The sequence below is a fragment of the Gordonia hydrophobica NBRC 16057 genome (assembly GCF_001592365.1).
GTDB classification, from domain to species: Bacteria; Actinomycetota; Actinomycetes; order Mycobacteriales; family Mycobacteriaceae; genus Gordonia; species Gordonia hydrophobica.
Map to the genome: position 1 here is coordinate 44,453 of NZ_BCWU01000003.1, position 13,931 is coordinate 58,383.

Annotated in this window: 16 protein-coding genes; 4 read left to right on the top strand and 12 right to left on the bottom strand. The window is 67.9% G+C overall.

The window, feature by feature from the left end; translation table 11 throughout:
- The first annotated feature begins 135 nt into the window (after positions 1–135).
- From mftR to GH2_RS05995, 3 genes are all read left to right on the top strand, one after another.
- Positions 136–744 (top strand): mycofactocin system transcriptional regulator MftR, encoded by a 609-nt coding sequence (gene mftR / locus GH2_RS05985; RefSeq protein ID WP_066164458.1) that lies wholly within the window; start codon positions 136–138, stop codon positions 742–744.
- A 125-nt stretch (positions 745–869) separates the two neighbouring features.
- On the top strand, positions 870–1,928 hold the full coding sequence (locus tag GH2_RS05990; protein WP_066164461.1) for a ferredoxin--NADP reductase: 1,059 nt from the start codon (positions 870–872) through the stop codon (positions 1,926–1,928).
- 40 nt (positions 1,929–1,968) lie between these two features.
- Complete coding sequence (locus GH2_RS05995; RefSeq protein ID WP_066164465.1) at positions 1,969–2,370, top strand: DoxX family protein; 402 nt, start codon at positions 1,969–1,971, stop codon at positions 2,368–2,370.
- A gap of 41 nt (positions 2,371–2,411) precedes the next feature.
- Here GH2_RS05995 and GH2_RS06000 read toward each other — a convergent pair whose 3' ends face one another.
- The 3 genes from GH2_RS06000 to GH2_RS06010 all read right to left on the bottom strand — a co-directional run bounded on the left by GH2_RS06000 (position 2,412) and on the right by GH2_RS06010 (position 5,603).
- Complete coding sequence (locus tag GH2_RS06000) at positions 2,412–3,131, bottom strand: DNA alkylation repair protein (protein ID WP_066164468.1); 720 nt, start codon at positions 3,129–3,131, stop codon at positions 2,412–2,414.
- The gene (locus GH2_RS06005) at positions 3,128–4,381 is read right to left on the bottom strand and encodes an NAD(P)/FAD-dependent oxidoreductase (protein ID WP_066164471.1); all 1,254 of its coding nucleotides are present in this window, start codon (positions 4,379–4,381) and stop codon (positions 3,128–3,130) included. The genes GH2_RS06000 and GH2_RS06005 overlap by 4 nt, the downstream gene beginning before the upstream one ends.
- A gap of 118 nt (positions 4,382–4,499) precedes the next feature.
- A complete protein-coding gene (locus tag GH2_RS06010; protein ID WP_066164477.1) occupies positions 4,500–5,603 on the bottom strand; it encodes a DUF6670 family protein in 1,104 nt (367 codons plus the stop codon).
- Positions 5,604–5,694: 91 nt separating this feature from the next.
- Here GH2_RS06010 and GH2_RS06015 point away from each other — a divergent pair, with 91 nt between their 5' ends.
- Entirely contained in the window at positions 5,695–6,312 is a 618-nt protein-coding gene (locus GH2_RS06015) for a TetR/AcrR family transcriptional regulator (protein ID WP_066164481.1), read from the top strand.
- Positions 6,313–6,341: 29 nt separating this feature from the next.
- Here GH2_RS06015 and GH2_RS06020 read toward each other — a convergent pair whose 3' ends face one another.
- From GH2_RS06020 to GH2_RS06060, 9 genes are all read right to left on the bottom strand, one after another.
- Positions 6,342–7,424 carry a DUF6670 family protein gene (locus GH2_RS06020; protein ID WP_066164484.1) on the bottom strand — a complete coding sequence of 361 codons (1,083 nt, stop codon included), beginning with the start codon at positions 7,422–7,424 and terminating at the stop codon, positions 6,342–6,344.
- A gap of 99 nt (positions 7,425–7,523) precedes the next feature.
- Positions 7,524–8,108: a hypothetical protein gene (locus tag GH2_RS06025; RefSeq protein ID WP_066165439.1), complete on the bottom strand. Its 585-nt coding sequence runs from the start codon at positions 8,106–8,108 to the stop codon at positions 7,524–7,526.
- Positions 8,108–8,767 (bottom strand): hypothetical protein, encoded by a 660-nt coding sequence (locus GH2_RS06030; RefSeq protein WP_244885316.1) that lies wholly within the window; start codon positions 8,765–8,767, stop codon positions 8,108–8,110. Before GH2_RS06030 ends, GH2_RS06025 begins: the two co-directional genes overlap by 1 nt.
- On the bottom strand, positions 8,764–9,273 hold the full coding sequence (locus GH2_RS06035; RefSeq protein WP_066164488.1) for a hypothetical protein: 510 nt from the start codon (positions 9,271–9,273) through the stop codon (positions 8,764–8,766). The genes GH2_RS06030 and GH2_RS06035 overlap by 4 nt, the downstream gene beginning before the upstream one ends.
- On the bottom strand, positions 9,270–9,866 hold the full coding sequence (locus tag GH2_RS06040; protein ID WP_066164490.1) for an Rv1363c family protein: 597 nt from the start codon (positions 9,864–9,866) through the stop codon (positions 9,270–9,272). Before GH2_RS06040 ends, GH2_RS06035 begins: the two co-directional genes overlap by 4 nt.
- Before the next feature lie 19 nt (positions 9,867–9,885).
- Positions 9,886–10,761 carry an SDR family oxidoreductase gene (locus GH2_RS06045; RefSeq protein WP_066164493.1) on the bottom strand — a complete coding sequence of 292 codons (876 nt, stop codon included), beginning with the start codon at positions 10,759–10,761 and terminating at the stop codon, positions 9,886–9,888.
- Positions 10,762–10,785: 24 nt separating this feature from the next.
- Positions 10,786–11,391 (bottom strand): TetR/AcrR family transcriptional regulator, encoded by a 606-nt coding sequence (locus GH2_RS06050; RefSeq protein WP_066164497.1) that lies wholly within the window; start codon positions 11,389–11,391, stop codon positions 10,786–10,788.
- A 3-nt stretch (positions 11,392–11,394) separates the two neighbouring features.
- Positions 11,395–12,732 (bottom strand): cytochrome P450, encoded by a 1,338-nt coding sequence (locus GH2_RS06055; RefSeq protein ID WP_066164501.1) that lies wholly within the window; start codon positions 12,730–12,732, stop codon positions 11,395–11,397.
- A gap of 133 nt (positions 12,733–12,865) precedes the next feature.
- Complete coding sequence (locus GH2_RS06060) at positions 12,866–13,927, bottom strand: o-succinylbenzoate synthase (protein ID WP_084247342.1); 1,062 nt, start codon at positions 13,925–13,927, stop codon at positions 12,866–12,868.
- Positions 13,928–13,931 lie beyond the last annotated feature (4 nt).

The following is a 13,931-nucleotide window of genomic DNA, read 5'->3' on the forward strand; positions in this document are numbered from 1 at the left end:
CCATCCTCCTTCACGAGTACTGATGTGGTTCGCTTCACACCATAATGGCACTGAGTGCATAATCGCTAGTGTTCGGCGGAAATTCTTTGTCGTAGCATCGTGACCGGCGGGTTTACGCCGAGAAGGAGAGCAGTGATGAGCAGACCGGGGCGTAGCGGAGTCCTCGGAGGGCGGCCTGCGGCCACCACGCGGGGCCGATTGAGCAGCGTCGCGATCGAACTCTTCACCGCCCACGGCTTCGACGAGACGAGCGTCGACGACATCGCCGCTGCCGCGGGTATCGCGCGCCGCACCCTGTTCCGCTACTACCCGTCCAAGAACTCGATCGCCTGGGGCGAGTTCGACGACCACCTCGATGGACTGCGCGACCTCCTGCGCGCAACCCCCGCCGACACTCCCCTCGGCGTCACCCTGCGCGATGCCCTGATCGCGTTCAACACCGTCCCGGACTCCGAACGCGTCCATCACCGCCAACGCATGTCGTTGCTTCTCGGAGTTCCTGCCCTCCAAGCACATTCGATGATCATGTACGCCGACTGGCGACGCGTGGTCGCCGATTACTGCGCCACCCGACTCGACGTCCCGGCCGAGTCGCACCTGCCGCAGACGGTCGCCTGGCTCACCCTCGGAACCGCCCTGGCGGCCTACGACCAGTGGCTGCTCGACGACGACGCCGACCTCACCGCGTTGCTCCACGCCGGGGGCGACGTGTTGATCAGCGGAGTGTCGTCGCTGACAGCGTGAACGTTCGCCCCACCGACTGGCGCAGGCCCTATGGCACACTCGCAAGCGCTGATATCCTGAAGTAGAACACGTTCTAATTTTAGCTCGGATCTCCGCCGAGCCCGATTCCCAGAGAGTCAACCGCGATGACCGATCTGACCCCGCACAGCGCACGCAGCGCCATCCTCACCGTCGCCGAGGTGATCGATGAGACGGCTGACGCGCGCAGCATCGTCTTCCACATCCCCGATGTGCACGCGGACAAGTTCGCCGACTACCAGCCGGGCCAGTTCCTGACCTTCCGCATCCCGAGCGAGCAGACCGGATCCGTCGCCCGCTGTTACTCGCTGGCATCGGCGCCGGTGCACGACGACCTGCCCAAGGTCACCGTGAAGCGCACCTGCGACGGGTACGGATCCAACTGGATCTGCGACCACCTCGAGGCGGGTTCGCAGATCGAGGCCCTGCCGCCGTCGGGAGTCTTCACACCCGACAACTTCCACACTCCGCTGCTGCTGATCGCTGCGGGATCCGGTGTGACACCGGTGATGTCGATCCTCAAGCACGCACTCAAGACCGGCACGCATCGGATCACGTTCTTCTTCGCCAACCGCAGCGAGTCGGACGTCATCTTCGCCGAGGAGCTGCGCGAACTGCAGGCCTCGTACCCGGCCCGCTTGACCGTGCTGCACTGGTTGGAATCGGTGCAGGGCCTGCCGAGCGACCGCACGCTCGCGACCCTCTTCGCGCCGATGGCCGCCACCCATACCGCCTACATGTGCGGACCCGGTCCGTTCATGGATGCCGCGCACAGCGCCCTCTCCAAGGCCCGCTTCCCCACCAAGAACGTGCACGTCGAGATCTACAACTCGCTCTCCGGCGATCCGTTCGAAGACATTGAGCGCGGCGAGGTCTCCGCCGAGGAGGCTGCGGCGGCCGCGGAGGTGGACGTCGAGTTGGACGGCGAGACCCACACCCTCGCGTGGCCGCGGTCGCGCACGCTGATCGACATCATGTTGGCCGCCGGGCTCGACGCGCCGTATTCCTGCCAGGAGGGCGAGTGCGGCTCGTGCGCCTGCACGCTGGTGGAGGGGTCGGTCGACATGGAGGTCACCGGCGCCCTCGATCCCGACGACATCGCCGACGGCTACATCCTCGGCTGCCAGGCACGACCGACCGCGGACAAGCTGAAGATCGAGTTCTGAGCCGCCGTGGCCGCCACGGCCGCCACGTAGACTCGAGGCCATGACCAACGATCGCCTGGCCCGAGTCTTGTCATTGATCCTGCTGGTACCCGGCGTCTTACACTTCGTGGCGCCGAAGCCGTTCGACGCGATCGTCCCCAAGGAGCTGCCGGGTGATCCTCGCGCCTGGACGTATGCGTCCGGCGCCGCTGAGATCGGTCTGGGCGCAACGGTTCTCAATCCGCGGACGCGCCACCGAGCCGCCGGGCTCGCCGCGCTGCTGTTCATCGCAGTCTTCCCCGCCAACGTCACCATGATCCGCGAATGGGTCGACAAGAGTCCGGCGCTGAAGACCGTCGCCTGGGCCCGCCTGCCCCTGCAGATCCCGCTGATCGTGCTCGCCCTGATCGTCCGTCGCGGGGCGCGGAAGCAGACCGTCGACGTGGCGCCGAGCGCCGGGTAACAACTCTCCCCCGGCAGCGGCCCGCCCCGGAAGGCGTGCGGTCAGGAGAGGCCGCGGAAGTGCTTTCGCTGATCGGGAGACAGTCGCTCGATCGCATACGACAACGCGGTCCGGCCGATGGCCGCAGCGTTGGTCTCGAGGAAGTCGAGCAGGGCGGGTTCGTCGACGCGTTTGCCCATCTCGCGGAGCATCCACCCGAGCGCCTTCTGAATGAGATCGCGGCGGTCGTCGATCACCAGCGGGGCGACGGCGAGAATCGCATCGCTACGACCTCCGGTGGTGAACGCATGGGTGGCGACGATGCCGACGCGGCGCTCCCACAGCCCGTCGGACGCCGCCCACCGCAACAACTCGTCGACCCCGTCGGCCTGGACCAGCCAGTCACCGAGAATCGGTGCGGCGGAACAGTCGACGAGATCCCAATTGTTCACCCGCCCGGCCCGAACGGCGCACCGATACTGCTCCACCCAACTCGCTGGATCATCGGCGCGCCGATAGTTCTCGGCCAGGACCAGCAATGCGAGCATCCGGATCTCGTGCAGTTCATTGGCTAATAGCGCGTCCACGACCTCCGCGGGCAGCCCGCGCAGCCGCGTGGCCAGCGACCGCAGCACGGGCACCGCGACGCCGAGGAAGCGATCGCCTTCGCCGTATTCTCCCGGCCCGGTCTTGAAGAACCGCTGCGCCGACGCCGCCCGCTCCGGGGAGCCCGCAGCCACGACCTCCGCGACGATCTCGTCGGTCGTGGACTCCGCGTTCACGCGTCGAGGAGGGACGCGATCGGGGTCGGGGTCAGCAGGTACTGCCGCGCCTTCATCAGTTTGCCGACACGGCCGGCGCCGACGACCCCGGTGAGCAGGCCCTCCCGGCTGTAGTAGGCCAGAAACTTACGGCCGTCGTCGTCGACGACGTGCACCTCGTCGTCGGACCGCGGCGTGCCGAGCATCTGGAACTTGAGCCCATACTGATCGCTCCAGAAGTAGGGCACGGTCTGGTGCGGGATGGTGTGACCGAGCAACTGCGCCGCGACGAGCGCCGCCGCGTCGACGGTGTGCGTCCAGTGTTCGACGCGGTGACCGCGACCGTCGGCATCGTGCCAGTTGGCGCAGTCGCCGAGGGCGTAGACGTCGGCGGCGCTGGTCCGGCCGACACCGTCGCACGCCACACCGCCGCCCGCGGACCGATCGGCGAGTTCGATTCCGGAGCCGTCGAGGTAGCCGAGGTCCGGGACGCCGCCGATCCCGACGACGACCAGGTCGGCGTCGACCCGGCTGCCGTCCGAGAGCACCACGGCCGACGCCCGACCTTCGTCCGCGACGATCTCGTCGACGCCGACGCCGACCCGCAGGTCCACGCCGGCCTCCACGTGCAGGCGGGTCACCATCTCGCCGATCCGCGGGCCCAGCGGCCCGGACAGCGGCGTCGGCGTCGGCTCGATCAGCGTGACGGGGACGTCGAGTTTCTGCAGGCTGGCGGCGACCTCGCAGCCGATGAACCCGGCGCCGATGACGGCGGCGCGGGTCGCGGCACCGGCATCGGTGCGCAGTGCAAGCGCATCCTCGACCGTCCGGATCACGTGGACGCCGGCGATGCCGTCGGCGCCGGGGAATCGTCGCGCGACCAGTCCCGTCGCCAGCACCAGGGTGCCGTACTCCACCGGCTGCGCGGCGCCGTCGCGCTCCACGGTGACGGTGTGCGACGCCGGGTCGACGGCGACCACGCGCGACCCGGTCCGCAGGTCGATGCGGGCATCGTCGAAGAACTCGGCGGGCTTGAGGTCGACGCGCTCGTCGTCCCCGGTGAGCACGGTCTTCGAGAGCGGCGGGCGGTCGTAGGGCGGGTGCGTCTCGGCGCCGAGCAGCACCAGTTCTCCCTCGTATCCGCCGTTCCGCAGGTTCTCGGCCAGGCGGACGCCGCCGAGTCCCGCACCCACGATCACTACCGGTGCCTTCACCACGCCCGACTCCACCTCTGTCCGGTTCGACGAATGGTCACGGCAGACTGCTGCCATGACAGGTCTCTGCGACGGGACACCACTTCCGGGGCCTCGCCGACCTCATTCACCTTAGAGAGCAGAGCACCTCACGTACACCCTGTGCACAGGATCGCCGTCGTCGCGCGGGACGCCGTCATCGTCGATCGGCGTATTCGACGTACCCTCGGCCGTTTCTGGGCTCGCCGTCGATCTCCCCCGACCACGAGTATCCGGCGATGTAGCCGATGCCCGCGTACAGCCACGGGGTGTCGACGGTGCCGTGGATCTCCGAGACGTCGCCCGCGGCGGTGAACGTCCACCGGAATCGCACCGGGACAGGCATCGTCGACCGTCCCCGATACGACTGCGGCTCCGGGGCGAAGTCCAGCACCTCGAAGGAGACCTCGTCCCCGAACCGTTGTGCACCGTCGGCCACGCTTCGCACCTCCGCGCCGACACCCGCGGTCAGATCGCCGAAGGCACCGAGCACCACCGCGACGAGTTGCCGCTCCGCGTCCAGGTCGATGACGTGGTAGGAGAAGAAGTCTGCGGGCAGCTTCAGCGGCCGGGGCAGTGGTCGCGGCAGGTCCATGTACGGCAGGTACCCGATGCCGTATTCGAACGTCCCGGTGCCGGACACCGCCAGCGGCGTCTCACCCGTCACCCCCACCGTGCCGGTGTAGGTGCACAGGAACGAGAAGTGTCGATAGAACGCGCTGTCCGCCACCCACGAGACGACGTCGGTCGACGTCAACACCAGGTCCACATCGAGGCCCTCGACCGTGCTGCGCACACGGATTTCGGGGTAGTCGATGTCCAGCCGATAGTCGTCCCCGAACTCCAGCGAACGACCGGCCGGCTCCAGCCGAACGTCGTCGGGGGCGAAGACGTGGAACGAGTTGCCCGCGAGCGCCGCCGTCCCCCAGCCCAACTGGCACGTACCGCGCGGTGCACCGGTGAACGCGCCGTTGTCATCCCACGCCTTGAATCCCGTCGCACCGATGATGATCATGTTCGCGAGGAAGCGGTGTGGCTCAGGCAGATCCGCGATCATGATTCCGTAGTGCGCCGCCCCTTTGCCGAAGCGTTCGGTGCTCGACGGCGGGAAGGTCAACTGCTCTGGAAGTCCGGTGCGGACCACTCGATCCTGATTCGCCGCGCGCATCAGCCTGGTGGCCGCGTCGACGGCGATCCGCCGGAGCCCTCCGTGGCGGTCGGCGCTGGAATAGGCGACAGGTCGCGGATCAGTGCTGTTCATCGTGATGCTCCTTCTCGATTCTGAATCCCGCTGAGGTGTCGATCGCGCAGGCGCCTGGGTCGGTGCGCCACGACCGGGTACCGTGCCTGACGTGGGACGAACCAGGTCAGGAACCAAGGGCGTACCGCGCGCCCATCGCGAGGACCTGATCCTCGATGCCGCGGGCTACGAGTTCGGCACCCGCGGGTTCGCGGCAGCGAACGTCGCCGACATCGCTGTTCGAGCCGGCATCTCGAAGCCCCTCGTCTACGGATACTTCGACTCGAAGGACGGGCTGTTCGCGGCCACGTGTCGGCGAGCCGGAGAGCGTGTGACCACCGCCATCGACGAGGCGATGGCGGCCTGGGGTGAGGTGCGGGTCGATCGCGGCGCCGCCGTCATGGAGGCGATCTTCTCCGCTCTGGCCGGGCGTCCTCACGAATGGAATGTGATCTTCGATCGCACAGTGCCCGGCGGGACGGAGTCGGCCGCGGTGGCCGCAGAATTCCGCGAACGGTTGGTGAAACAGTCCGCGAGCGGCATCGAGGCGTCGTACGGGGCGGCACTGTCGGACCCGCGCGATCTCTCGGCACTGGTCTACATCTGGACCGCCACGGTCGGTGCCCTGGTGGAGTGGTGGATCAGAAACCCCGAGTCGACGTCGACGGAGATGGTGGCCCGGACGGCACGAATTCTCGGTGCTCTGCAGACCCCTCCGACGCGCCCCTGATCTGTGCGCGACGCCGATCGCGGTCGCGCTCATCCCTCGCAGTCGATCCACTCCAGATAGGCCGATCCGGCGACCTTCTCACCGTCCCATTCGCCGGTGAACGAGTAAGCGCTCGAGAAGCCGCGCCCGTGTCCGGTCCGCATCGGCGCGTCGACGACGCAGTCCAGGTGCCCGCGACCGCCGACGTCCCATCGCATCACTGCGGGCACCCGCATCGGCACGCCCGCGGTGTCGGCCAGGAGTTCCGGTTGATATTCGACGACCTGGAACTGCACGTCCTCCGCGATCTCGGCGGGGCCACCGGTGCTCCGGCGGATCTGCGCGAGGCGGCACGCCGTCGTCCCGTTCGCGCGCACATCGGTCAGCAACAACTGGGTGGTCGAGTTGAGCGGAACCACCTGATAGGTGAAGAAGTCGACCGGCAGACGCAGCCCCGGTCCGATGGCCGTCGACCTAAACACCTGCGGGCTGACAGATCGCGCGTACTCCACCGTTCCGAGGCCTTCGACCGCGACGGACTCACCGCCCGAGGTCACCGTGCCCCGGTACGGCGCCAACACGCTGAAATGCTGATAGATCGGAGTGCGGACGAAGTACGACACCTGGTCGGTGGCCTGGAGCGTCAGGTCGATCGAGAACGACTCGTACCGGCCGGACACCCGATACTCCGGGTGGGCGCACTCGATCGACAGATCGTCTCCCCAACGCAGTCGGGAGCCGTCGACGGCGAAATCGCAGTCCCGCTCGGCGTCGTAGGCCCGATAGTGATGGTGGTTCCCGTACGCCGTCGATCCGAAGACGGTGGCGTTCTTCCGGGCGTCCTGCGCAGCGATGACCCCGTTGTCGAAGATCCGCGTGCCGGTGGCGCCGATCAGCGTCATGGTGTTGACGTACCGAAAGGGCTCGGGCAGATCGGGGATGAAGAAGCCGTAGTGCGTCCATCCCCACAAGGTCGAGTCCACCTCCGGGCGCATGATCGCGGAGTCGTCGAAGGGCCGCACCGAGGCGGACCGCCGACTGTCGAGGAGCGGCCGGGCACGGACGAGGATCGGGGCCAGCCGATCCACCACGCGTCCCCTCGTGAGCAGGCCTTTATGCAGGTCACTGGACATCTGACTACTCTCCCCCGTCGTCACGGCACCGAACTCGCCGTTGAATTGACTTTTGAGTAAGTTAGGTCCCGGGCGTGATGCCTGTCAAGGACACGAGACTCACTGGGGCGAGATGTTCTCCACCCGAGACACGCGCCAGCCGTCGTCCACCTTGGTGACGGTGACCCACCGCGCGATGCCCACGCGCTCGGGATAGTCGCTCCGTTCACCGACGCGGATCTCCTGCGTCGCGAAGACGAGGACCGTCATGAAATCCAGGCGCTTCTCGCCGGGAGCTGCGCTCGACACCGTGGTCGTCATCGACACCTTCGACGCGACCGCGTTCGGGAACACGACGTCGGCGCCGCGAGCCTGATAATCGGCGGCGATGGCTCCAGTGAGGTGGCGCGCCACCTGGGTGCGCTGCTCCGCGGTGTCGTCGGGAGTGAACGTCATGAGCGCGGTGACGCCGTCGGCGGCGGCGCGGACCGCGGTGTGGTCGGGCCGTGGAGGTTCGGCACGCGATTGTGCACCGAGGGTGAAGCCGAGCACGGCGACGGCGGTCGCCACGACGCTGACGAGGAGCCACAGGGTCTGCCATCGGCGGTCGCCGGGGACCTGTTCGCGCCATCGCACCCACGGATTCTTCGACACTTGAACGGGCGCGGGCGTCGGCTCGGGCTGCTCCGCCGAATGCGTTCCCATCACGACACCGCCTCGGCTCGCGCGACGAGCCAGTGGTCGTCGACCTGCTTCATCGTCACCGAGACGCCGACCCGATTGCGATCGGCGTCGCCGCCCACGAGTTCCGGGGTGGTGGTCTGCGCCACCACCAGCACGGTGATCCCGGACCGGTCCCGTCCGACGACGCCCGATGCCAGGATCTGCCCGGTCGCGGGACGCGGTTGGGCGGCGACGAGTTCTTGGAGTTGTGTGCTCGTCCCCCGGACGCGGACCTGTTGGTCGCCGGTGGTGACGTCGACGACCTTCTTGACGTACTCCGCAGCGTGGGCGGGGTCGGCGGTCAGCATGGTGACGATGGCCTGTTCGGCCGATTTCTCCGCGGTGCGCTCGTCGTCGAGGTCGCCGCTGATCGACGCCGCCGAACTGTGCGCCCACCATCCGATGGCGCCGAGCACCAGAGCCGCGAGCACGGCGACCACTACGGTCAGTCGTATCGCGGCTGCCCGTCGATGCGACCTCCGCAGGCGCGCGGGAGCTGCGGCCTCGCGCGCCTGCGCCTCCGCTTCGACGGCGGCGTCGTAGCGCTGCTGCGCCTGCTGCAGTCGGAGGTTCGCGGACTGGCGGTCACGACTGGCCTGCGGATCGGGCGCGGGCCCGGCGTCGGTCTGCTCGTCGGTCACTGCAGTTCCTCCAATCCGCTCAGGAGCCAGCGGTCGCCGGACCGCGTGAACGACGCCTGCACCGACTTCACCCGGCTCTCGCTGAGACCGCTGCGCGACGTGACGGTCACGCGCACCACGATCAGTGCTTCTCCGCCGGTGTCGTCGGCCCAGGTGACGCCGACGTTCTGCGGCACCCAGCTGACCGATGACGCTCCGTTCGGCGGCGGTCCGGTCAGCGCCTTGCTCGACGACACCGACAGCGGCGGCGCCACCAAACTGCGCGCCGTCTCGCGATCGCTGGACCAGGAGCGGGCGTCGACGGAGAAGACGTCGGAGACCACCGAGCCGGCCTTGTTCTGCAGAGCGGTCCGGGCGTCGACGATGCGCGAATCGGTGTCACGGGAGTCGATGCTCGTCACGCAGAACACCACCGCTGCGATGAGCAGGACCACCGCGGCCACCAGGCGAAGTGCGCCGCCGACCCGGCCGATCGGCTTCTGCAGGTAGGTGACGACACGATTCACGGGACCAGCACCAACCCGTCGATCTTGAGGTCGCCGTTCTCCGGAACCATCGTGACCACGAGTCGGAGATTCCGGATCGGGTCGTCGGCGTCGTCGTTCGATTCGTTATTGCTGACCTGCACGCTGGCGGCGATCAGGACGGCGGCGCCGTCGGCGGAGCGCCACTGGACGGCGGCGGCATCGATGGTGCCCTCCCCGTGTGCACCGCTGTCCCGGACGAACGTGGAGTACGAGTCCGCCGATTGCCCGAAGGCGTCGTAGAACGAGCCCGTGGCGCCCTGGAGAATCTTCTCCGCACGATCGGGGTCGCCGGAGTCGACGTTGAGCAGCAGCTTCACCTTGCTGGTCGCCGCAGTCAGATAGTCGTCGTCGGAATAGTGGTGCGGCGCGGACGCCGCATACCAGATGCCGATCGCGGCGACGATCAGCGCAATCCCGCCGATCACCGGCAGCAGCAGCCGAGTGCGGCGGCCCATGACGCGTCGCAACCCTGCCGATGCCTGCGCCTCCGCGAGCGCGTCGCGCGCCGCACGCACCTCTCGGCGGGTGTCGCGCCAGTCCTTCAGTCGGTCGTCCGCTCGTCCAGGCCCCACCCGGTCGACCTTAGTGGACTCACTGCTGGCCGATCCGACGGCTGTAGTCAGATCGTGACTCGGAATCGGGGTTCAGGAAGATCTCTCCGGTCTTGGTGGTGCGGAGAAGTGCCCGTTTGATCGACTGAGGCAGCACCGGATACAGATTCACCCAGCCCATCGAGCGGGGCGCGGCCACGCGCACGCGCACCTCGGCGATCGAGGCGAGGACCTCGCGGGCGATCACGTCGGTGTCGACGGAGGTGACCATCGCATTGGTCGCGAGTCCGTCGATCAATCCGGTGTTGGTGAACGTCGGCATCACGGTGGACACCCGCACACCGCGACCGGCGAGTTCGGAGTCGAGCGCCTCGGAGAACTCGATGACGCCTGCCTTGGCCGCGTTGTACACGGTCAGGCCGGGCGTCGGGAGGCGCCCGGCGACCGAGGAGATGTTGAGGATCTGTCCGTGTCCGCGTACGACCATCCGCGCCGCGGCCGCCTGGCTGCCGAGGATCACACCGAGGAGATCGATGTTCAGGGTCGCGCGAATCAGGGATTCGCGGTAGTCGAGGAACGGTCCGACGGGCATGATGCCCGCATTGTTGACCAGAACGTCGACGGGTCCGACGCGCTCTTCGACGGCGTCGAGGAAGTCGTCGAGGGACTGCCGGTCGGTGACGTCGAGGGCGATCCCCTCGATCCCCAGATCCGCGGCAGCCTTCTCGACGGCGTCGACGTCGATGTCGCCGATCGCGACGCTCGCCCCGGCGTCGAGCAACTCGGTCGCGATCTCGAGACCGATGCCGCGCGCACCGCCGGTGATGGCGACGACCTTGCCCGCGACGCCGTCCCGGATCTGGTGCAGGCGCGCGTTCTGTCGCTGCGATCGCGAGAAGATACTGGTCAGAGACATCGGACTCCAGTCGGGTCGGAACGGTCAGTGGATCATCGGGGCGAGGTGCTGGGTCGCGATGCGGCGGACCCGATCGGGCGTGGCTCGGTCGGGATCGGTCGCAGGCACTTCCAGGTACGACAGCACCAGCCGCACCAGGAGTTCGACGGCCTCGAGGAGCTCGTCGTCGGGCATCGTCGCGCCGCAGTCCCGGAGAGTGCCCGCCACCCGCGCACTGACCACCTCGATGAACAGCGCGCCGATGCCGCCCAGGGCGTCGCGCACCGAGTGGTCCTCGAGAACCACGCGACGCAACAGCGGAGTGGTCTGGACCAGTTGCGCGCCGAAGGTGAAACCCGCGACGACGGCCTCGCGCGGCGCCATCCCCGCCACCAGGTCTTCGAGTCGGCTCAGCCCCGTCTCGAAGGACTCCCTGGCGACGGCATGAATCAAGGCATCCTTGTCGGGGAAGCGACGATAGAGCGTCGACCGGCTCACTCCCGCGGCGCGCGCGACCTCGTCCATGCTCGCCTTACGCAGACCGACGGCGGCGAACTCGTCGGCGGCCGCAGCCAGAATCCCCTGCTCCTGTTCGGGGACCGACGCGGTGATCCGCGGCTTCCGGGTGGTCGGCTTGCCGGTGGTCGGCACCGCCTACCGCCGCCGCATCTGCACGGGCAGTTTGTCCTTCGGCACCGGCAGTGCGCTGTAGTCCATCGGCATCGTGTAGCCGGCAGGCACCGACCACTCGTAGTTGCGGAGCAGGTGGTGCATCACGGTCTTGATCTGCATCTGCGCGAAGTAGAGGCCGATGCACTTGTGGACGCCGCCGCCGAACGGGGTCCACGCCATGCGGTGGCCCTTGTCCTCGGCGCGCTCGGGCGAGAAGCGGTCTGGGTCGAACATCTCCGGGTGCGAGTAGTACTGCGGGTCCCGGTGGTTGATGAGTTGCGGGATCGTCACCATGGTGCCCTTGGGGATGTAGAAGCCCTGCACCTGCGTGTCCTTGACCGCCATCCGCGGCTGCGCAGGCACCGGCGGGCACAGCCGCAGCGACTCTCGCATGATCAGGTCGACGACGGTCAACTTCGCGAGGTCGGCGTACTCCAGGGTCTCGCCGAATTCGAAGGACTGAGCGCGCGCCTTCTCCTGCCACTCCGGATGCTTGGCCATCCAATACGACATCTGCGTCATGGTGATGGTGGTGGTGTCGTGGGCGGCCATGAGCACGAAGATCATGTGGTTGACGACGTCTTCGTCGGTGAACTGCGCGCCGTCGTCGCCCTCGGCGTGACAGAGGACCGAGAACAGGTCGGGCGTCTGCGTCGCACGCTTGGCGTCGATGTGGGCGTACATGAACTCTTCGAGGATCTTCCGCGACCGGACGCCCTTCCACCAGCGGCCGCCGGGGACCGGCTTGCGCACGTAGGCGACGCCGGCGCGGACCGTCTCGATGAACGCCTTGTTGATGCGGTCGGCCTCGGCCTGCTCCAGTTCCAGGCCGAGGAACACTTCGAGCGCGACGTCGAGGGTCAGCGCCTTGAGTTCGGACAGCATCGTGACGCGGCCGGTCGGGAACCGGGTCATGCGGTCGGCGATCATCGGCTGCAGTTCGTCCAAGTAGCCCTGCAGCACCTTGGGCGTGAACGCCTGCTGCAGGATGTGCCGGTGCTCGCGGTGCTCGTCGAAGTCCAGCAGCATGATGCCGCGGTTGAAGAATGGGCCGATGAAGTAGCTCCACGCCGGGCCGTTGGCGAAGGCGCGGTCCTTGTTCATCAGGATCTCGCTGGCTGCGGCTGCCCCCGAACACGTGACGAACTTGGTGCCGAAAGCGTTCATCCCGGAGACGTCGCCGAACTGCACCCGCTTGCGGTCGGCGAACCCGAACGGGTCGCGTCGCATCGTCAAGATCTCGAGCACCCCGTTGCGCTCGCTCATCGGAACCGGTTTGAGATCGCTGCCTGCCTCCGGCTGCGCAAGTAATGCCACCATCGTCGTCGCTCCTCGGGTCGCGCCGCATCGCTGTGATGCGGCCCATATCCCAATTGAAACAAATGGAACGATGTGTGTCTATAGGCTCTGGGACAAATCTTTCAATTCGTCGCAACGCGCTGCATATCGACCGTCAGCGGCGCACCAGCTCGGCATGGCAGCGACGCAGGCGGTCGTGCCACCACTGCGTCCGTTCGGGCGACGCCAGCGGCAGATCGATGCCCGGCTCCACGCGCCGCGGCTTCACCACACCGCGCTCGATCCGGAACGACGGCGCCACGTCGCGGGTGAACAGTTCGCCGGTCCCGAGGCCGCACGCCCGATGCAGATTCGGCAGCGCGGCAGCCGCGTTGACCCCCGCGGCGATGCCGACCGCGGTGTCGAGCGCACTGGAGACGACGACGTCCATCGGCAGTGTGTGAGCGAGGTTGAGCAGCGCGCGCATGCCGCCGAGCGGGGCCACCTTCAGGACCGCGACATCGGCGGCGCCCAACTGCGCCACCCGCATCGGATCGCCGGAGCGCCTGATCGACTCGTCGGCCGCGATCGGGACCGACACCGCCTTGCGAACCTCGGCCAACTCCTCGGCGGTGCGGCACGGTTGTTCGACGTACTCCACCTCGCCGATGGCAGCGATCGCCTCGATCGCCTCCGGCACCGTCCATCCGCCGTTCGCGTCGATGCGCACGTTCTCGACCAACTCGCGAGCCGCGGCGACACGAGCGACGTCGTCGTCCAGACTCTGCCCCGGCTCGGCGACCTTCACCTTCACCGTGTCGACGCCCGGGTAGCGAGCGATGAGCGCGGCGACGTCGGCGGCCGGGACGGCGGGCACGGTCGCGTTGACGCGAACCGAATCGCGGGTCGGCTCGGGCGCGCCGAGGTACGCAGCCTCGATGCCTGCGGCGAGCCAGAGCTTGGCCTCGGCGTCGTCGTACTCGACGAAGGGGGCGAACTCACCCCACCCGGCGGGCCCCTGAAACACCAGGGCTTCGCGGACCCGGACGCCGCGGAAGCGGGTGTGCATTCCGAGCGCGACCACTTTCGCAGTGTCGAGGAGCTCGTCGGCGGTCGGCATGGAGGGCGGCGGCGGACTCTTCGGCTGCAGACGGAAGGTCGGCATCGGCTTCTTCCGGTCATCGGAGGTGCCGAAGAGTGACTGCTTGTTCCGTCCGGAGGGCTGCGAGAAGACCATGCGG